General features: G+C 69.9%; 18 protein-coding genes. 8 read left to right on the plus strand and 10 right to left on the minus strand.

What is annotated here, in order from left to right:
* The first annotated feature begins 3 nt into the window (after positions 1-3).
* The 7 genes from LVB77_RS16435 to LVB77_RS16465 are packed head-to-tail and all read left to right on the plus strand — an operon-like array spanning position 4 to position 11212.
* Complete coding sequence (locus LVB77_RS16435) at positions 4-249, plus strand: hypothetical protein (RefSeq protein ID WP_232907155.1); 246 nt, start codon at positions 4-6, stop codon at positions 247-249.
* A 14-nt stretch (positions 250-263) separates the two neighbouring features.
* Positions 264-623: a GPW/gp25 family protein gene (locus LVB77_RS16440; RefSeq protein WP_232907156.1), complete on the plus strand. Its 360-nt coding sequence runs from the start codon at positions 264-266 to the stop codon at positions 621-623.
* A gap of 17 nt (positions 624-640) precedes the next feature.
* Positions 641-2245 (plus strand): baseplate J/gp47 family protein, encoded by a 1605-nt coding sequence (locus LVB77_RS16445; RefSeq protein WP_232907157.1) that lies wholly within the window; start codon positions 641-643, stop codon positions 2243-2245.
* Between the two features lie 10 nt (positions 2246-2255).
* Positions 2256-6329: a hypothetical protein gene (locus LVB77_RS16450; protein ID WP_232907158.1), complete on the plus strand. Its 4074-nt coding sequence runs from the start codon at positions 2256-2258 to the stop codon at positions 6327-6329.
* 53 nt (positions 6330-6382) lie between these two features.
* Positions 6383-6922, plus strand: a complete 540-nt coding sequence (locus LVB77_RS16455) for a hypothetical protein (protein ID WP_232907159.1) — start codon at positions 6383-6385, stop codon at positions 6920-6922.
* A gap of 25 nt (positions 6923-6947) precedes the next feature.
* Positions 6948-8678: a DUF6519 domain-containing protein gene (locus LVB77_RS16460; protein WP_232907160.1), complete on the plus strand. Its 1731-nt coding sequence runs from the start codon at positions 6948-6950 to the stop codon at positions 8676-8678.
* A gap of 17 nt (positions 8679-8695) precedes the next feature.
* Positions 8696-11212, plus strand: coding sequence for a vWA domain-containing protein (locus LVB77_RS16465; RefSeq protein ID WP_232907161.1), 2517 nt, complete (start codon positions 8696-8698; stop codon positions 11210-11212).
* Between the two features lie 85 nt (positions 11213-11297).
* On the opposite strand, the gene LVB77_RS16470 is transcribed toward LVB77_RS16465, so the two are convergent.
* The 6 genes from LVB77_RS16470 to LVB77_RS16495 all read right to left on the minus strand — a co-directional run bounded on the left by LVB77_RS16470 (position 11298) and on the right by LVB77_RS16495 (position 13888).
* Positions 11298-11753: a hypothetical protein gene (locus tag LVB77_RS16470; protein WP_232907162.1), complete on the minus strand. Its 456-nt coding sequence runs from the start codon at positions 11751-11753 to the stop codon at positions 11298-11300.
* A gap of 105 nt (positions 11754-11858) precedes the next feature.
* Complete coding sequence (locus LVB77_RS16475; RefSeq protein ID WP_232907163.1) at positions 11859-12218, minus strand: hypothetical protein; 360 nt, start codon at positions 12216-12218, stop codon at positions 11859-11861.
* Positions 12219-12353: 135 nt separating this feature from the next.
* A complete protein-coding gene (locus LVB77_RS16480; RefSeq protein ID WP_232907164.1) occupies positions 12354-12704 on the minus strand; it encodes a hypothetical protein in 351 nt (116 codons plus the stop codon).
* Positions 12701-13102 carry a DUF1801 domain-containing protein gene (locus LVB77_RS16485; RefSeq protein WP_232907165.1) on the minus strand — a complete coding sequence of 134 codons (402 nt, stop codon included), beginning with the start codon at positions 13100-13102 and terminating at the stop codon, positions 12701-12703. Before LVB77_RS16485 ends, LVB77_RS16480 begins: the two co-directional genes overlap by 4 nt.
* 70 nt (positions 13103-13172) lie before the next feature.
* Positions 13173-13643, minus strand: coding sequence for a group II truncated hemoglobin (locus LVB77_RS16490; RefSeq protein WP_232907166.1), 471 nt, complete (start codon positions 13641-13643; stop codon positions 13173-13175).
* Positions 13577-13888, minus strand: a complete 312-nt coding sequence (locus LVB77_RS16495) for a DUF6506 family protein (RefSeq protein WP_232907167.1) — start codon at positions 13886-13888, stop codon at positions 13577-13579. Before LVB77_RS16495 ends, LVB77_RS16490 begins: the two co-directional genes overlap by 67 nt.
* Positions 13889-14079: 191 nt before the next feature.
* Here LVB77_RS16495 and LVB77_RS16500 point away from each other — a divergent pair, with 191 nt between their 5' ends.
* Entirely contained in the window at positions 14080-15381 is a 1302-nt protein-coding gene (locus LVB77_RS16500; RefSeq protein WP_232907168.1) for a PQQ-dependent sugar dehydrogenase, read from the plus strand.
* 63 nt (positions 15382-15444) lie between these two features.
* Here LVB77_RS16500 and LVB77_RS16505 read toward each other — a convergent pair whose 3' ends face one another.
* The 4 genes from LVB77_RS16505 to LVB77_RS16520 all read right to left on the minus strand — a co-directional run bounded on the left by LVB77_RS16505 (position 15445) and on the right by LVB77_RS16520 (position 18739).
* A complete protein-coding gene (locus tag LVB77_RS16505) occupies positions 15445-16446 on the minus strand; it encodes a serine hydrolase domain-containing protein (RefSeq protein ID WP_232907169.1) in 1002 nt (333 codons plus the stop codon).
* A gap of 382 nt (positions 16447-16828) precedes the next feature.
* Positions 16829-17230, minus strand: a complete 402-nt coding sequence (locus LVB77_RS16510; protein WP_232907170.1) for a hypothetical protein — start codon at positions 17228-17230, stop codon at positions 16829-16831.
* A gap of 125 nt (positions 17231-17355) precedes the next feature.
* Positions 17356-18048 (minus strand): alpha/beta hydrolase, encoded by a 693-nt coding sequence (locus LVB77_RS16515; protein WP_232907171.1) that lies wholly within the window; start codon positions 18046-18048, stop codon positions 17356-17358.
* A 205-nt stretch (positions 18049-18253) separates the two neighbouring features.
* Positions 18254-18739, minus strand: coding sequence for a hypothetical protein (locus LVB77_RS16520; RefSeq protein ID WP_232907172.1), 486 nt, complete (start codon positions 18737-18739; stop codon positions 18254-18256).
* Positions 18740-18776: the final 37 nt, after the last annotated feature.

Genomic DNA, 18776 nt, shown 5'->3' on the forward strand with positions numbered 1-18776 from the left:
GCCATGGCCCTGGACCGCAACACGCTGGAATCGACGCTGGCCGCCACGCTGCGCACCAATTTCCAAAAGGGCGTGAACGAGGAATGGAGCGGCGACGACGCCGCCAACGCGATGGCCAAGGCGATCGCCGATGTGGTGCACGCCTACGTCAGCGCCGCGCGCGTGACCGGTGTGGCTTCGCAAGTACGTGATAACGGCAACGCGGTCATAGGAACCGCCACCCAGACCGGCGATGTCGGACTGAGCTGAGGAGCATCGACGACATGGACAACGTCATGGGTTTCGCTTTTCCTTTCGCCCTGAGCGATGGCGGCGTGCAGCGCGCCAACGGCCAGGACAAGATCCGCCAGAACATCCGCGCGCTGCTGGCCACGCGTTTCGGCGAGCGCGTGATGTTGCGCGAATACGGCACCCGCATCCATTCGCTGGTGCACGACCCCAACGACGAGGTCATGGCCACCCTGGTCAAGCGCCAGTTGCAGGAATGCCTGCTGGCCTGGGAACCGCGCGTGCTGGTCACCAACGTTTCCTTCGAACGCCGCGAGGCCGAGCTGTACGTGCGCCTCGACTACACCCACACCAGCGAACCCAGCACGGATTCCCTGCTGGTTCCGCTGGCCTGAGCAAGGAGCGTCCGATCATGGCCGTCACCGATCCCTCGCCCCCGGCGATCGACTACACCAACAAGGACTACGCATCGCTGCGTCGCGCCATGCTCGACCTGGCGCGCCTGCGCCTGCCGGAATGGACCGACCACACGCCGTCCGACCTGGGCGTGGTGCTCACCGACATGGTCGCCTATGTCGGCGACGTGATCCTGTACTACCAGGACCGCATCGCCAGCGAACTGTTTCCGGGCACCGCGCGCGAACGCCGCAGCGTGCTGCAGCTGCTGCGTCTGGTCGGCTACGACCCGACGCCGCCGCTGCCGGCGCGCGCCGATCTGCTGCTGACCTTCTCGGTGCCGGTGGGCCCGGCGGTGATCGTGATCCCCAGCGGCGCGCAGTTCATCGCCAGCCAGCCCAGCGACGATCCGCCGACCTTCGAATACCTCGGCCCGGCGCTGTCGATCGATCTGCACTCGGATCAGGTGCTGCCCGGCGCGGTCGCGGGCCAGGCCCAGTTCGTGCTGCCGGTGTCGCACAGCCGCAGCCTGCCGCCGACCTTGCTGGGCTCGTCCAGCGGCGAGCCCAACCAGAGCTTCCGCCTGCCGCACAAGCCGCCGATCCTGGAAAGCCTGATCGTCGAAGTCGACGAAGGCGCGGGCTGGGTGCGTTGGGACCGGCGCGACAACTTCCTCTACAGCACCGGCCCCGACGGCCGCACCCTGCTGTCCACGCGCGACTCGCGCGACTACATCTGCCAGTTCGACGAGAACGACGCCTGCAGCATCTTGTTCGGCGACAACGTGTTCGGACGCGTGCCGCCGCGCGGAACCAACAACGTGCGCGCCACCTGCCGTGTCGGCGGCGGCGTGCGCGCAAACGTCGGCGCCAACACCATCACCCGCGCGGTGACGGTGCTGCCCAACCTGCTGGCGGTGACCAACCCGGCCCCGGCCGCGGGCGGCAGCGAGGCGGAGAGCAGCGAGATCGCGGTGCGCAACGGGCCCATGGTCTACCGCAGCGGCCGCCGCGCGGTCACGCCCGACGACTGCGTCGCGCTGGCCCATCACGCCGGCGGCGTGGCCAAGGCGCGCGCGCGCAGCCGCAACTGGAACCAGATCGACTTGATCGTCGCCCCGCAGGGCGACAGCTGGCGGCCGGTGCCCGAAGCGCTGCGCACCGCCTTGCTGGCCTACTTCGAGGACAAGCGCATGGCCGGCACGCAGCTGCGCGTGCTCGACGCCAGCCCGGCACCGGTGGCGATCGCCATGACGGTGCGCTACGACGCGCGCTACCAGGCCGATCCGCTGCGCCAGCAGATCGCCGACACCGTCGCGCGCTACCTCGCCTACGACGCCGTCGACTTTGGCCAGGCGCTGTACCCCAGCGATCTGTTCGCGCTGATCGAAGCCATACCCGGCGTGCTGTCGCTGGACATCTACCGCTTCAACCGCGCCGACCAGCCGGCCTCCACCCTGGACGAGGACCTGCGCCGTTACGACCTGCCGTCGATGGCCGAGCTGCCCGACTTCATCCGCAACGCGCTGATCTCGCGCAGCGCGGTCGCCAGCCGCGTCGATGTCGGTCCTTACGAGCTGCCGGTGCTGTCGCAGCTCGAACTCAGCCTGCAGATAGGTTGAGGAGACCGGCGTGATCATCGACCGCTTCAACGCAGAATCCGACCTGGTCGCCCGCCGCGTGCGGGTGGCCTGGACGTTGACGCCGGGACCGGGCGAGACGCTGGCCGACGCGCCGCGGCAGACCCTGCGGCGCAAGACGCGCGACTTCGAATTCCCGCAACCTCCGCTGGCGCCGGACCCGTACCTGGTCTACGACAGCGCCGCGTTCCCGCCGATCCCCGGCGGCGGCATCAGCGTGATCGACCTGCCGCCGTGGGAAGAGCGCGACGGCGCCGAACGCATCGTCTACGAAGCGATCAGCGTCGCCCAGGACGTCGGCGGCCAACCGCTGGAGCGCATGCGCCGCATCGTCGCCACTTACTACGGCAGCGACGGCCAGCCGTTGCGGCGCCAGATCGAGATCGTCGATGGCGGCGACGCGCCGCTGTCGCTGACGCCGGGCGACGCCTGCTACTACCAATTGTTCAGCGCCGCCTTCGACCCGGTCGAGGCGCAGCGCCATCGCGCGATCGCCACGCCGGCCGCGCCGCACGGCCTCAACCGCAGCATGTACGACCTGCTGCCGGCGGTGCATCGCCAGTTCGACGTCAACCTGCGTCCGACCACGCCGGGCTCCGACGCGATTCCGGAAATGGCCGCGCGCTCGGGCCAGCTGCGGCGCCTGCTGGACGTCTACGGCTCGGCCATGGACAGCGCGCGCAGTTCGGCCGAGAACTTGTGGGACCTGCACGACATCGACCGCGTCGACGGCCGCCGTCTGCCGCAGCTCGCCGGTTGGCTGGGCTGGCGCCTGGGCGATGCCGACGCGCTGCCGCTGGCGCGCAACGAACTCAAGGCCACACCGCGTTTGTACGAATCGGTGGGCACGGTGACCGCGGTCGGCGCCCTGGTCACGCGCTACACCGGCTGGACCACGCGCACCGCCGAATTCGTGCAGCACCTGGCGCGCAGCAATCATGCGCCGCGCTATCAACTGCATGTCAGCGTGCCGGCCGGCGCGGGCTGGCGCTCGCCGCTGGATGCCGCCGCGCTGCTCGGCTTCGGCGCCGGCAACGACGAGGCCTTCGGCATCGGTCCGGCCCCCGCGACCCTGGTCGGCAACATCGCCGGCCCGTATGCGATCTTTGCCGGTGCCGAGCTCAGCATCGCCGTCGATGGCGGCGCGGCGTTCCGCGTGCGCCTGGGCGCAGCCAGCTTCGCCAATCCGGCCGCGGCCACCGCGGCCGAAGTCGCGGCGGCGATCGCCGCGGTCGCCAGCGACATCGTCGCCGACGCCGTCGGCGGCCAGGTGCGCCTGCGCACGCGCAGCGTCGGGCCGGACGCGCAGATCAGCGTCGGCGCGCGCGAGAGCGAAGCGCTGACCTTGGATGCCGCCGGCGCCGATCGCATCGCCGCCGCGGCCGATGCGCTGGGACGCGTGCGCGTGTTCGCCAGCGACGCCGCATCGGCGCCCGATCCCGACCAGCGCGAGGGCGAACGCGCGCCCTACGGCGGCCTGGTCTGCAAGACCTGGGACGCCGGCCAGTGGCGCGGCGCCACGCGGCTGTTGGCCACGCGCCCTGGCGACGATGCCGCGGTCGCGCATCCGGCCGCGGCGACGCTGGCCGACGGCCGTGTGTTCCTGGCCCGCGTGGAAGCCGCCGAAAGCGCGAACGCGCGCGTGCGCTGGAGCCTGGGCAGCTCGCGCCCGCGCCTGCCCGCGATGCTGCAGGGCCGGCAACTGCCGCGCTTCCGCCTGACGGTCGGCACGCGCATGACCCTGCGCACCGCCGGCGCCAACGACGTGTTCCAGGTCAACGCGATCGACTACGCCAACCCCGCGCTGGCGACCACCGCCGAGGTCGTGGCGGCCATGAACGCGCAGCTCACCCAAGCCGTCGCCAGCCCCGCCGGCGACGGCTCGATCCGCCTCACCAGCACCGCGCTGGGACCGACCGCGCGCCTGTCGGTGGATCTGTCCCTGTCCAGCTGCGCGCGCGCCTTGGGCTTCGCCCACGCCACCGCGCCCAGCTTCGGCAGTTGGGACGACACGCTGGACCTGACGCCCACGCAAACCATTCCCGCTCTCACGCCAGGCCGGCCCACAGAGCTGAGCGCGCTCGCGTCCGGCGACGGCGCGGTGCTGGCCTGGAGCGAACACGCGGACGGGCGCTGGCGCCTGCGCGCGAGCGCGTGGCTGGGCGCGGTCGATCCGATCGCGACCGCCGCCGGCCTGGCCTTGCGCGGCGAGAACGGCGCGATCAACGTGCTCGACAGCGCCGACGGCCTGCCCAGCGACGACGTGCGCCACGCGCTGGTCGGCGGCTTGGGCGCGCTGTGGGTGGCCACCGATGCCGGCGTCGCGCGGCGTCGCGGCGATCTGACCTGGCAGAGTTTCGACACCGGCGACGGCCTGTCCAGCAACGACTGCCGCCGCCTGCTGCAGACCGGCGACGGCGCGGTTTGGGTGGCCACCGACAACGGCCTGTCGCGCGTGGCCGCCAACGGCGCGGTCACCACGTTCGACAACGGCGACGGCCTGGCCGACAACGACGTGCGCGCGCTCGCGCTCGCCGCCGACGGCGCGCTGTGGATCGCGACCGCGGCCGGTCTCAGCCGTCTCGATCGCGACGGCAACGTCGCCAACACGTTCGCACCCGACCTGCCCAGCGACGACGTGCGCGACGTCGCGCTCGCCGCCGACGGCCGCGTCTGGGTCGCGACCGCGGCCGGCATCGGCGAACGCAACGCGGCCGGCGTCTGGTCGACGCTGGCGCCGCCGCTGGCGATCGGCAACGACGTGCGCGGCCTGGCCCACGCCGACAACGCGCTGTGGATCGCCGCCGCCAGCGGCGTGTGGCGGCGCGCGGCCGACGGCGCCTGGCGTGGCTGGACCCTGGCCGACGGACTGCCCAGCGTCGACGCGCGCCAGATCGGCGTGGACGGCGGCGGCCAGGCCTGGGTCGCCACCGCTGCCGGCGCCGCGCGCATCGACCGCAACGATGCCGTGCTCGCGGTGCGCAGCGCGCAAGGCCTGCCCAGCAACGACGTCAACGCCTGGTCGTCGCCATGGTCGGGTGCGGTCGCGCTCAGCGACGGCGGCGCGCGCGGCGATCGCGACCCCTGCCTGTTGCGCGAAGCGGGCGGCAGCGTGCTGCTGCTGTGGTCGCGTTGGCTGGCCGGCGCGGCCGGCGAAGACCGGCGCGCGCTGCGTGCGCGCCGTTACGACCCGGTGGCGATGAGCTGGGGCGCGATCGTCGACGTCACCACGCCGCCCGCGCCCGGCGCGGCCGACGTGCAACCCTCGGCGCTGGCGCTGGGCGGCGGCGGCGCGCGCGTGTTCTTCAGCAGCGACCGCAACGGCGGCCGCAGTCTGTGGGAAGTGTCCTTGAACGCGGCGCTGGTGCCGACCGTACCGCTGGCCCTGCCCTGGGACGAAACCGCGCGCGTCGCGCCCCTGCCCTTGCTGCTGCCCACCGCCGGATTGACCCTGCTGCACCGCTGCGACGCGTCCGTGGCCCTGGACCAGCTCGCGCCGATCCTGGCCGGCGCCGCGCCCACCGCCGCGCCCACGCGCGTGCCGGAAGCCGCGACGCTGCGCCGGCACTGCAATACCATCACGCCGCGCATGGCCGAAACCGCGCGCAACAGCCGCCACCACCAATGGGGCGATCTGCTCGCGTACACACCGCATCGCCCGCTGGGCGGCGACGACGAACCGCCGCTGTCGCCCAACGAGTTCTACACGCGCGGCACGCTCGGCCTGTACGTCACCCGCGGCCGCTTCGGCCAGGCATTGACCGCGACCAATGCCGCGCGTCTGAAACAACTGCTGGCCGAATTCCTGCCGATCAACCTGCGCGCGGTGATCGTGCTGGCGCCGTCGCTGACCACCGAAGTGCTGTACGCGCCCGGCGCGGATCTGACCGATTCGTACCTGGACGACTACCCCTTCGTCGAACAGTTCCTCGACCTGGCCGACTCCACCGCCGCGGCATTGCCGGACTGGGTGGTGCTGCTGAGCAATCAGGTCGCCGGCGTCAGCGCCGATCCGACCAACTTGAACACCCTGCGCCGCCGCACCTACTTCCCGCCGCCGATCTGATCGGCTCCGCACGCACACCTTTCAACGAACACGTTCATCGAAGGAACCGAACTATGGACACGGACACCCGCATGCCCCTGCCGCAAGGCATGTACCGCGACGTGCTGCGCGACGCCGACGGGCGCGTGATCTGGGACCGCGGCTGGGCCAAGAACGCGATCCTCACCGATTGCCGGCGCCTGCTGGCCGCGTTCATGGGCGGCACGCCCGGCGCCACGCTCGGCATCCAGGGCCTGGCGGTGGGCGCCGGCCTGGCGTCCTGGGACCAGGTGCCGCCCCCGCCGCCGACCGGCAACGAAACCGGCCTCACCGATCCGTCGCCGTTCGTGGTGCCCGGCGCGGCGCTGGACTTCACCTTCATGGACGGACCGGTGCCGTCGGCCACGCCGACCAACCGCCTGCAGATAGTCGCCACGCTCGGGCCCAACGTACCGCCCTGGCCGAACGGCAGCCACGCCAGCGGCAACCTGCGCGAGTTCGGGCTGATCGCCCAACTCGGCGGCGCGCCGACGCAGATCAATCTCGTGCGCCACCCGGTAGTCGCCAAGGACCCGGCCAGCACGCTCGAACGCACCATCTGGCTCGTGTTCTGACACGACCACACGACGGGGACACGCCATGGCCATCATTTCGCCCAACACTTTCGATCCGATCCGCCGCTACGTCAGCGTGCGCCTGGCCCAGGGCGTGCCCCTGGCCGACGCCGACTGGAACGAAGGCGACGACATGCGCCGCTACGAGCTGCGCGCCTTCCTACGCTGGTTCGTCGGCGACGGCGTGCCGGTCGGCAACGACGGCTTCCGCATCGCCGCGATCAACTCCGCGACCAGCTTCACCATCGTCGGCGGCGGCGGCCCGCAACCGCTGCAGGCCGGCCGCATGCTGGTCGACGGCCTGGAGGCGTTCATCACCGCCGACGTCGGCTTCAGCGCGCAGCCGCTGCACGCCAGCCAGGGCGGCGCCGCCGCGTTGGCCGCGAGCTGGGGCGTGCCGGTGATCGCGGCGTTGCCGGCGCCGCCGGTCGCGCCGGCCACGCGCACGCTCACCGTCTATCTCGACGTCTGGGAACGCCTGGTCACGCTGGCCGAGGATCCCGCGCTGGTGCTGCCGGGCCTGGGCACCGAGACCTGCTCGCGCCTGCGCCGCGAATGGGCGGTGCGCGTGCGCACCGGCGCCGCGCCGCCGGTCAACGGCGATCCGGACTTCATCGCCGGCCACAGCTATTCCGCGCTGGCCACGATCACCCAGACCTCGGCCGGCATCATCGACGCCGCCGCCGTGGTCGACCGCCGCCGCCGCGGCATCTCGCTGCCGTCGCAAATGGATTTCAACCAGGTCCTGTCCGACACCTTCGGCGGCGGCTACGCGGTCAACGGCAGCGGCGTGCCGCAGCTGCCGTATCCGATGCGCGACGTGATCAACGCGATGCTGCGCGAACGGCCAGCCGCGGTCGGTCCGACCACGGTGCTCAACGCCGGCCCCTACAACACGCCCACCGCGGTGATCGATTCCACCGGCGTGCCCTGGGTGTTCTGGGTGCGCGTGGCCGGACCCAACCGCTTCCTGTCCTTCAGCCGCCGCATCGCCGGCGTGTGGACCGCGGCCGCCGATGCGTTCCAGTTCACCGGCGTGCTCAGCGTCAGCAGCCTGGCCGCGGCCGCGCAGTCCAACGGCACCATCCGGGTGTTCTACTCCGCGCTGTCGGGCAACAACCGCATCTTCAGCCGCGCCTTCACCGGCGTGTGGGGCGCGGAGGAGCTGGTCGATTCGATCGATCAGAACAGCCGCGTCAGCGCGGTCACCGATACCACCGGCACCATCATCGCCGTCTGGCAGCGCGACACCGCCGGCGTGCTCACCGCGCAGAGCGTGCGCTATCCGCTGGGCGGCGCCGCCGGTGCGGTCACCAACGCCGGCACCATGGTGCGTCCGGGCGATCACGCGATCACCATCGATCCCACTGGCGCGCCGCAACTGGTGTACGTGCAGGAGCCCAATCCGATCGGGCCGAACTGGGCGGTATTCACCAAGCGCTACATCGCCGGCGTCTGGGAAGCCAACTTCACCGACAGCACCCTGACCGTGCCGGTCACCACCTTCATCGACCTGGCCGTGGGCTACACCGCCGACAGTTCGCTGTGGTTGTTCTATTCCACCGTCAGCACGCCCGGCTTCAGCACACTGCGCGCGCGCAGGCTGGTGCTGGGCGTGACCGAAACCCGCGAACTGCTGCCGCCGCAGCAGACCGCGCGCTTCCCCAGCCTCGCGGTCGACGCGGCCGGCAACGCCGGCCTCTACATCCAAAACGGCGCCCTGCTGCAGCAGGTCGGCCTGGTCCAGCACATCTGAGCGAAAGGAGCTCCTCAATGAAACCTCAACTTCCGCTATGGCGACTCGGGGCGATGCTGCTCGCCCTGTTCGTCGGCACCGACGCGGTGGCGGCCACGGCCAGCCCCAACGTCACCGCAGCCAGCACCTCCGAGCCCAAGCTCAACGGCACCGGCGATGCCTGGGCGCCGTTCGGCAACGCGCTGGGATTCCCCAACTCCAGCAAGTCCATCAAGGTGTTCTACCTGTCCGACGATCTGGCGGTGTATCCGCTCAACGGCGCGGGCGCGACCGTGCAGTTGCGCCCCAAGGGCGGCGGCCCGATGATCAACTGCACGTTCAACGCCGGCGTGCCGGTGATGAGCGGCACCAACGGCGGCACCTGCACCTTCCGCATGAGCAACACCGCCGGGCAGATCGACACCCTGGAGGTGTTCCACCTGGGCATGCTGTCGGGCGACATCCGCCTCACCGCCACTGGCATCACCGCCAGCGGCGGCGGCAACACCGTCGATGCCTACGACAGCGACACCGTGATTCCCGGCACGCCGCCGGCACCGGCCGTGGGTCCGCCGCTGTCGCGGCTGCCGGCGCGCCTGGTGCTGGTGTTCGACAAGTCCGGCAGCATGGCGTGGTCGTCCAAGCTCAACGGCGACCCGGTCTGCGGCGCGCTGTACGCGCCCAATCCCGACTGCCAGCGCTGGAGGGTGCTGCGGCGCGCGACCGAGCAGATGATCTCGGTGGCCAAGGCCTATCAGCTGCCCACCGACAAGCTTGGCGTGGTGTTCTTCGATCACGACGCGACCAACACCGGCGGCATCGCCGCGATGAGCAGCGTCAATCTGGACGCGGTGCTGAGCGAAATCGACAAGCCGGCCCACCAGCCTAGCGGCGGCACCTCGATCGGCGACGGCATCGAGAACCTGCAAAGCGCGCTGGTCGGCGGCGACAACGCCAGCTTCAACAACACCATGCTGCTGTTCACCGACGGCGCCCAGAACACCAGCAAGTTCGTGGTCTGGGACGGCCTGGACCTGCGCCTCAACGCCACCAACAGCCCGATCGGCGGCGAGCTGGTGCGTCCGGCCGGCAAGCAGCTGAGCCTGTGCCCGTTCCGCCTGCGCCTGGACGATCCCAGCGATCCGGATTCCAGCTCGCTGCTGCAGAACATCGCCAACTACAGTGGCTGCGGCGCGCTCAACATCGAGACCACGCTGGACAATCCGCCCGCCGGCGCGATCCAGTATTTCCTGCAGGTGCTGGCCGACACCCTGATCGGCGACAAGCTGGAACTGTTGCACACCGCCAAGGGCGCGCAGGCCGATCCGGGCGGCCGCGAGGGCCCGCCGATCGACATGGCGTTCAAGACCAGCAAGAAGGATCTGGCCTTCACCGTGCTGCTGGGCTGGGACAAGGCCTTCCAGGCCGATGGCCGTCCCAACATCAAGCTGAGCAAGGACGGCGTCGATTTCGACCCGCTGCATAACCCGCGCTTCACCATCAGCGGCGGCAACGGCCACATCGCGCTGACCCTGCGTGCGCCGTTCTGCGATGCGCACGGCAAGTGCGTGTCGCCCGATGGCGATTGGAAGATGCAGGTGAACAGCACCCTGGCGCGCGGTCCCAGCCATTGGAACCTGTTCGTCATCGCCGACAACGCCAGCATCTACTCACGCTACGCGGTGAGCCAGAACAAGGCCGGTATCGGCGAGCCGCTGCAGCTCAAGGCCACCCTGACCGAAGGCGGCAAGCCGCTGACCGGACTGGCCGCCGGCACGGTGCGCGCCTTCATCTCCGGCCCGGCCGAAAGCTTGGGCAACATCCTCGCCGCCGGCAAGGCCAAGGCCGGCGACGCGCCGCAGGGCGACGCGCTCAGCGCGGCCGGCCTGAAAGCGCAGGCCATGCTCAACGACCCGGCGCAGCGCGACAAGCTGCTCGCCGCGCTGGAACTGGGTGCGGAAAAGGGCATCGAGCTGAAGGAAACCAGCCCCGGCGTGTACACCGGCGAATACCCGGCCACCCTGGCCGAGGGCGTGTATCAGGTCACCTACCGTATCGACAGCAGCAGCCCCGACAACGGCGGCTTCACCCGCGTCTACACCACCGACCACTACGTGCAAGTGGCGCCCGATGCGGCCGCCACCGCCAAGACCATCAAGCACGAGCCCGCGCGCGCCTGCCCGTCCACGTTCGCTGGCGGCTGCGTACAGGTGACGCTGAAGCCGGTCGACGCCAAGGGCAACCTGGTCGGCCCCGGCAAGGGCGCCAGCGTCCAACTGGTGCAGCCGTTCGAAGGCGGCCTGGTCGGCGACGTGATCGACAATCTCGATGGCAGCTACCGCATCGTGATCGGCTACAACAAGAAGGGCATGGCCCCGCCGGTGCTGCGCATCGACGGACTCGAACTGAAACTGCCCGACGCGGTCGGCACCGGCGGCAAGGGCGGCGGCAGCATCGTCGACAGCGGCGACAAGCCGATCTGGATGCAGTGGTGGGTGTGGCTGATCGCCCTGCTGGTGCTGTTGATCCTGATCCTGCTGATGCGTCGCAAGTGATCTGAGGCAACGGCCACCGGCCAACGGAAACGCCGCGAGTGATCGCGGCGTTTTCGTTTATGCGCGCAGCGGTCGGACACGCACGTCATTGGTCGGGCGGCGGCAGCATGGTCTCGCCGCATACGCAGCGTCCGTTCCACAACATCATCTCGAAGCCCGGCGAGCACTTCAGGAATTGCTTGCAGGTGTCCACGCCGCCCAGGCTGTCCAAGGGACCGGGACTGCGGTCGGTGCGCGGCAGTCGGTCGCCCGGCACGGGCTCGGGCGTGCTCAGATCGCGGCAGCCGCAGTCCGGCCACTCGCCAACGCCGATCTGGTTGCCGTCGGCGCAGCCGAAGTTGTTCTCGCACGTCAACGGCATGCGCGGCGGCGGCGCTTCTTCGCACGCGCATTGCGGCGGCTCGCCCACCGGCGCGGCGCCGCGCGGGCAGGTGACGATCTCCGCGCAACTGCGCTGCGCGTGCGCGGGCGCGCTCGCCGACAGCGTGGTCCATGCCAACACCAGCGCGAGCATCGCCCGCGCACGCGTCTGCGCTTTCATGCCTGACCTCCTTGTGGGCGGATGCGAACGGCATCCGGCCGCCTAAGGCGACCACGGACGGCAGGCCCGCACGCTACCGCTCGTCGGCGGCGCGGGCCTTGCGGCTCAGGCCTGGCGGCGCACTTCGCGCCAGACCAGCCACAGCGGGGTCAGGAACACCAGTAGGGCCGCGCCCGCATAGATCAGCGCCACCATTACGTTGCCCTGCAGCGCCCACACCAGCGCCGGCAGCACCACCATGGGCACGCCCAGCGGCCGGCGCCGGGTGAGCAGGTAGGCGCCCACCGCGACCAGCAGCCATAACAGCGCCTGGCCCATCGAGGCGAAGGACGACACCGGCGCGGCGCGTGCGCCTTCCGGACCGGGGCCCACGAACAGCACCGCGACCACGGCCAGCACCGCGGCCGTCAGCAACATCCAGGCGCACAGGTCGGACAGACCGAATAGGAACTTGGTAAGACGCACCCGTCAGCGCTCCGTCGTATCGACATAGAAACTCGATGATGGCCCCCACCCGCTTCGGTGGAACGGCGCATCGCGGGCGACAGTTTACCGTCTCGCCGTCCGACGCCGGTTCGACACCGGACCGCCGGCTCCGCCTCAGCTCGGCCGCTGGGCCTCGTACGCCGCGAACGGTCCGAAAAACACCCATTCCGGCGCCGCCAAGCCGGCCAGCACTTCGGCCTGACTGGGGAAATGGTTCGGAAACTCCGGCCAGGCCTGGACCACGTGGTGCTGCCACTTCATCGGATCCAGCTGATGGACCACGCCGTCGGACAGATCCAGGAACTCGTAGCCGCGCGCCTGAATCTGCGCCACGGCCTGTACCAATGCGGCTTCGTGATCGCCGGCCGCCACGTAGACGGGCACGAAGGCGCCGACCAGATGCGACGGCATCTCGCAATTGCTGCCGCGTCCCACCTGGAGATTCATCAGGAACAGCAGATTCATCGCACCGCTTCCGCCGCGCGCTTGCCCGTGGGATCGCCGACGCTGCGGTTCAACGCCACCGCCTCCCTGGTCAGCCGGCGCACCACCGCGGTCGCGATCGTCATGCCCTCGCGCAAGTCCAGCGTGGCCAGCTCGAACTTGCCGCCGGGCTTGAGCCTGGGCTCGATCTCCAGCAAGCGCTTGCCGCGCCAGAAGCCGAACAACACCCGCTGCGCCTCGGCGCGGATCAGCAGCACCGGGCCGTTGCTGAAGTACACCAGGTGGCCCCACTTGATCTTCTCGTCCAGCTTCGCCGCCGCCAGCACGTCGGCGCGCAATTGCTCGACCAGGTCGCGCCGCCATCCGTCCAAGGCGGCGACATAGGCATCGGGATTCGCGGCGGGCGGTGTCTTCTGCATGACGGGCTCCCGGATACGTCAGGATCGAACGGCGCAGGGCCATGCTACCGGACGCGCGCAGCCGCGCCGCTCAACCGGTGTACGGGCCTTTGACTTCGCCCCAGCCCCACTTCGGCATCGGCGCGCCGGCCTCGACGCTGGCGCCGGGCTGGGAATTGATCACCGCCAGGCGCGAACCCCATTCCAGATAGCCGACCAGCGCCGAGCGGAATTCCGGGTCGTCGGGCAACGCCAGTTCGTCGGCCGTCTCCAGCAGCAGGCTCACCCAGCGTCGCCGCTGCTCCTGGCTCAGATGCCGGTTGAGATGATGGCGGATCATCTGCGGATGCCCGCCATGCGCGCGCGAGTACAGCTCGGGGCCGCCCAGCACTTCGGCCAGGAACGCCGCCACGTGCGCGGGATGGTCGTCGCTCATGTGCGCGAACACCTCGCCCAGCAGCGCGTCTGCGCGCACGTGCTGGTAGAAGCGCACGGTCAGGCGCTGCAGCGCGTCGATGCCGCCCAGCCATTCGTACAGGGTCGGAACGCCGTCGTTGTGCATGCTCGTATCGCGTCGAACACGCGCCCCGCCCACACCGGCTCGAAGCCGCCGCACAACTCGATGAACTGGGCGCCGTCCTCGACCAGCGCGACCGCGACGTCCACCACGGCTGCTTGCTCCGGCACGCCGACGATCGTGGTGCGCACGCCGCCGCGCTCGATCACCATGCGGTCCACCGCCGGATCCATCTGCGGCGCTTCGAATATGAAAGCCCAACTGATCAATGCCGCCTCTCCGTCGCTCATGTCGGATTCGCCAGGCAGGCGCGCGCGCCTTAGGCCTCGGATACAGCTCGACGCATTGCACCGGCCTTGTTCATGCGCCGCAAGTGCCGCTGCCGGCCTGTGCCGGCCCGGCAGCGGAACCGTCGCATCCGTCACGTCTTACTGGCCGGCCTTGCGCTACAAACCAAGACGCACTCGCCGGAGACTCCCCCATGAACAGGTCACTGACGACTTTGTCCGCGTTGGCGCTGCTGGCCGCCTGTACTCCCAGCGCCGGCCAGCTGACGGGCAGCCCATCGAAGCAGACGGATGATCAGGCGCCCGCCAATTTCATCATGGTCGCCAAATCCACGCCGGACACGCCGCCGGCCGCGCAAACGCCGCAGCCGGCGAGCGCGCCCGCCGCGCAGCCGTTGGCCGAGCCGCCGGTACCGAAAGGCGGCCCAAACCGCCCCTCGGCCGAACCGGATCCGCCGTTCGTCGCCAGCGAGTTCGGACGCTTCAACGAGCCCTGGGCGATGACCTTCCTGCCCGACGGCCGCCTGCTGGTCACCGAGAAGGGCGCGCGTCTGCGCCTGTTCAATCCGGCCACGCGCCAGACCAGCGAGATCACCGGCCTGCCCTCCGTGGCCTACGGCGGTCAGGGCGGCTTGGGCGACGTGGTTCTGCATCCGCAGTTCGCGAGCAATCGCTACGTCTATTTCAGCTACGCCGAAACCGGACCCAACAGCACCCGCGGCGCGGTGGTCTCGCGCGCGCTGCTCACGCTCAACGGCAATGGCGTCGGCGGCAGCCTGTCGGGCATGCAGGTGCTGTGGCGGCAGACGCCCAAGGTCACCGGCGAGGGCCACTACAGCCACCGCATCGCTTTCGGTGGCGACGGCAAGTTGTGGATCACCTCCGGCGACCGGCAGAAGTTCGATCCGGCGCAGGACCTGCAGCAGAACCTGGGCAAGGTGATCCGCCTCAACGACGACGGATCGGTCCCCGCCGACAATCCCTTCGCCGCCACCGGCGGTGTCGCCGCGCAGGTGTGGACCCTGGGCCATCGCAACCTGCTGGGCATCGCCTTCGACGCCTCGGGGCGCTTGTGGACGCACGAGATGGGACCGGCCGGCGGCGACGAGCTCAACCTGATCGAACGCGGCACGAACTACGGCTGGCCCATCGTCTCCAACGGCGACCATTACGACGGCAAACCTATTCCCGACCACCCGACCCGCCCGGAATTCAACGCGCCGGAAGCCTGGTGGTCGCCGGTGATCGCGCCGGCCGGCTTCATCATCTACAGCGGCGACCTGTTCCCGTACTTCCGCGGCCAGGGCTTCATCGGCGGCCTCGCCTCGCAGGCGCTGGTGCGCATCCAGTTCGACGGCGTCACAGCGCGCGAATCCAAGCGCTATCCCATGGGCGCGCGCATCCGCGAAGTCGAGCAAGGGCCCGACGGCGCGATCTGGGTGCTGGAAGACGGCAGCAATGCGCGGCTGCTCAAGCTGACGCCAACGCCCTACTGACGGCGCCGGCTTCGCCCGCCACCGCACCCGTGGACGCGACCGCCCACGGGTCGGGGACGGCGCCTACTTCTTGCAGGCAGTCGCGGCGTCTGCGTGGGCCAGGTCCGCGCCCCACAGACACACGACGCGGTCCAGTGCGAGTCCGCTGCGCGAATTGCTGAAGAACACGATGCCGTCGCCGGTCGTCGGCCGCATCAGGAACTTGGCGCGGAACCCTGCCTGGTTGCGTCCGTCGTGACCGACCGCGGTGCTGCCGTCGGGCAGGCGCTCGATGAAGTGGCCCAGGCCATAGACCATGTCGCCGGGCGCGCTCGGCGCGCTGAGCTTTGCCGGCGTGTACATCAGATCCAGTTGCTGCTGAGTCAGCGGGCCTTGCGTGGTGCGGTACTTGGCCGCCATGCCGGCGGTCATCCAGCGCGCGAAGTCGTTGACGGTCGTGGTCAGCGTCGACGGCGCCTGTTCTACGTAGTACCGCATCGGCACCGCGGCACCGTCGTCGCCATGCCCTTGCGCCGCATCGGCGATGATCTGCGGCGTCATGGCGACGCTGGTGTGGGTCATGCCCAACGGACGGAACACCAGCTCCTGCGCCAGATCCGCGTACTTGCGTCCGGTCTCGCGCTCGATCGCCAACTGCATCAGCGTGTAGCCGCCGCCGGAGTACTGGAACTTCTCGCCGACCGGCGCGAACAGCTCGACCGCACCGCGGCCGTTGGTCTTGCCCGCCAGCGACTCCTCAAGGGTCGGCAGTTCCTGGTAGTCCAGCCAGCCCTGGTAGCCGCCCAGCGTGGTGCCCGCGGTATGCGACAGCAGGTAGCGGATCGTGACGCGCCGGTAGTCGTACTGATTGATCGCCAGCGGCCAAGGCGACACCACCTCGGCGACCGGGCGGTCCAGATCGATGCGTCCCTGCGCGGCCAGCCCCATCGTCACCCAACTGGCGATCGGCTTGGACAGCGACGCCGCTACGAACACCGTGTCGGGCGTCACCGCCTGGGTGCCGGCGTGATCGGCGTAACCGAAGCCGCGGGCGTAGACCAATTTTCCCTTTACGATCAATCCCACCGCGACGCCTTTGATGTTCGCTTCCTTCATCAATGCCGGCACTTCGCGTTCGATGACGCTGACGAATGCCGCGTGAGGATTGGATGGCGCTGCGCCGTAGGCCTGCGCGCTTAGCGGCGCGGCGGTTGCGAGCAAGGAGGCAAACGTAGCAACGGCGGCGCCGACCTGGTGACGGCGAAAGCGAAGGCGTTGGTGATTCATGAGATCCCGATTGGATTGGATGGCGGAGTCCGCTGTAGGCACGGCGACGACGATGCGCACGCCGGCCCGAGAGGCATGGACGAAGATCACGCGATCCATTCGCGGCATCCCCCGCCGCGACCTGTCCATGCGCAGCTGAGATGCCGAATTTGCCGGCCGGGTTTAGAGGACTGCGCGGGGCTCAGCGCCCGACCACCGCCCGCGCGCCCGTCGCACGCATGCTGACGAGCACGGCGATCGCCGCGATGCCGACGCCGGTGATCGCGATCGGCGTGCGCCACAGCCACAAGACAACGCAGGCGCACAAGGCCGCGGCGGCGAACACATAGGCGGCCGCGCGCGAACGCGCGCCCAGCATCACCGCACCGATCGTCAGGAACGCCACCGCGCCGACGGTCGCCAGCAGCGCGAGGACGCTGATGTCGCCGGTGCTGGCCAGCTGGTAACCCGTCGCGATATTGAACACGTATAGGCAGGCTTGAATCGCCACCAGCGCCAGGCAGCTGCGCCGCCAACCCGCGAACGGCGTCGCCACCACGGCGGTGTCCGCGGCGGGCGGGCGGTAGGGGTCGTGTTGATCCATGGGGCAGCGGCCGGTGTCGACTGGCCGCTATCGTGCACCCTTCCACGCCGGCACAGTAGCCACCCTAGTGGCCGGTGCGCAGCGGGCGGCGCCGCGACGCCGCCCGCATCGTCGTGCAGGCGGCCTTATGCCCGCGCGCTTGCGGCCTCGTCGATCAGCGCGGCCACTTGCGCCGGCTGCGACGCCAGCGAGGCGTGGCCGGCGTCCAGGGTAATGACTTTGCGCGCGCCCAGGCGGTCGGACATGCGCTGCTGGTTTTCCGGCGCAATCATGCGGTCCTGGTTGGATATCTGGTACCAGGACGGTTTGTGCTTCCACGCCGGGTCGGAAATCGCATCGCCGAAGGTGCTGGCCAGTGGCGCCTTCTGCGTCACGCCCATCGCGTAGCCTTCGTCCTCGCTCAAGTCCTGGCAGAAACTCTCGTGGAATTTGTCGGCCTTGACCCAGAGATAGCCGTCGCTGTCGGGCGCCAGATTGGGCACCGCCACCGGCGGATGCTCCTGGGTGATGCCGCCGGGGCTTTCGCCGGCATCGGGCGCGAACGCGGCGATGTAGACCAGGCCGACCACGTTGTCCTGGTTGCCGGCCTGGGTGATCACGGCGCCGCCGTAGGAATGCCCGACCAACAACACCGGGCCGTCGACCTGCGCCACCATCTTGCGGGTGCGCTCGGCATCGTCGGCCAGCGAGGTCAGCGGCAGTTCGACCGCACGCATCGCGGTGTGGCCCAGGCGCTTGAGTTCCAGGATCACCTTGTTCCAATGGGCCGCGCCGCCCCAGAAACCATGCACCAGGACCACCGTAGGCTTGTTGCTCATCTTGGCTGCTCCATAAACGGGCCGAGTCGCCGACACGAAGACGCCGCAACCGGTCGGCTCGGCTGCGTGCGGGAACCCTGGGCGGTGACTGCCACGAGCGCCTATCAGGCTGCGACGTGGACTGTGATGCGCTTGTGGACGCTTTGTGACGAACCGACCGGCTTCGGGTGCCCAGCGAATCGAACGCCGTGCCGGGCGCGCGCGCTCACGGCGAGGACACCGTGACGGAACAGGCCGGGCTCAGGCCATGCCGGTCGACCCGTTGCACGTCCAGCCGCGTGGATCCGCCCTGCTCCGCATAAGTCAGGCCGACCAGAAAGATTTGCGAGCGGAACCTGCGAAACGCGATATGCGGATATTCGGCGGTGTAGCTCTGGCCGGTCGCGGACAATGTCAGGCGCGCCCGCATCGGGTCCGAGGGAACCCGGCTGGGCGACGCACCGCGGTACAGCAGGATCGAATCGCCGACATCGTCGCCGTCGAGATCGACGTTGGGAATGCGCAAGTTCCACGTCGCATCGTCGGCCGCTGTCAGGTCCATGGTTTCCAGCACCTGCCCCACGCGTCCATGCGCTTCGGACACGCCCCGCAACGCGGCGCATAAGGCGGGTTCTGCGGCGGCCGCGACGCTTGCCGTGCCGATCAGCGGCAGCAGGCAGGCGCATAGGAGCCAGCCTCGGTCCTTCTTCATGAACAGTCTCCGGCAGTCCTGGTCCTCGACCGCACCA

This window comes from Lysobacter sp. 5GHs7-4 (assembly GCF_021284765.1).
Lineage (GTDB): Bacteria > Pseudomonadota > Gammaproteobacteria > Xanthomonadales > Xanthomonadaceae > Lysobacter.

What these genes read in the sequence shown, in the direction of transcription:
- LVB77_RS16490 (WP_232907166.1), bottom strand. Translation starts at nt 13,643, where the DNA reads ATGCACAACGACGGCGTTCCGACCCTGTACGAATGGCTGGGCGGCATC.
- LVB77_RS16485 (WP_232907165.1), bottom strand. Translation starts at nt 13,102, where the DNA reads ATGCAGAAGACACCGCCCGCCGCGAATCCCGATGCCTATGTCGCCGCC.
- LVB77_RS16500 (WP_232907168.1), top strand. Translation starts at nt 14,080, where the DNA reads ATGAACAGGTCACTGACGACTTTGTCCGCGTTGGCGCTGCTGGCCGCC.
- LVB77_RS16460 (WP_232907160.1), top strand. Translation starts at nt 6,948, where the DNA reads ATGGCCATCATTTCGCCCAACACTTTCGATCCGATCCGCCGCTACGTC.
- LVB77_RS16465 (WP_232907161.1), top strand. Translation starts at nt 8,696, where the DNA reads ATGAAACCTCAACTTCCGCTATGGCGACTCGGGGCGATGCTGCTCGCC.
- LVB77_RS16445 (WP_232907157.1), top strand. Translation starts at nt 641, where the DNA reads ATGGCCGTCACCGATCCCTCGCCCCCGGCGATCGACTACACCAACAAG.
- LVB77_RS16515 (WP_232907171.1), bottom strand. Translation starts at nt 18,048, where the DNA reads ATGAGCAACAAGCCTACGGTGGTCCTGGTGCATGGTTTCTGGGGCGGC.
- LVB77_RS16440 (WP_232907156.1), top strand. Translation starts at nt 264, where the DNA reads ATGGACAACGTCATGGGTTTCGCTTTTCCTTTCGCCCTGAGCGATGGC.
- LVB77_RS16435 (WP_232907155.1), top strand. Translation starts at nt 4, where the DNA reads ATGGCCCTGGACCGCAACACGCTGGAATCGACGCTGGCCGCCACGCTG.
- LVB77_RS16455 (WP_232907159.1), top strand. Translation starts at nt 6,383, where the DNA reads ATGGACACGGACACCCGCATGCCCCTGCCGCAAGGCATGTACCGCGAC.
- LVB77_RS16520 (WP_232907172.1), bottom strand. Translation starts at nt 18,739, where the DNA reads ATGAAGAAGGACCGAGGCTGGCTCCTATGCGCCTGCCTGCTGCCGCTG.
- LVB77_RS16510 (WP_232907170.1), bottom strand. Translation starts at nt 17,230, where the DNA reads ATGGATCAACACGACCCCTACCGCCCGCCCGCCGCGGACACCGCCGTG.
- LVB77_RS16495 (WP_232907167.1), bottom strand. Translation starts at nt 13,888, where the DNA reads ATGAGCGACGGAGAGGCGGCATTGATCAGTTGGGCTTTCATATTCGAA.
- LVB77_RS16480 (WP_232907164.1), bottom strand. Translation starts at nt 12,704, where the DNA reads ATGAATCTGCTGTTCCTGATGAATCTCCAGGTGGGACGCGGCAGCAAT.
- LVB77_RS16470 (WP_232907162.1), bottom strand. Translation starts at nt 11,753, where the DNA reads ATGAAAGCGCAGACGCGTGCGCGGGCGATGCTCGCGCTGGTGTTGGCA.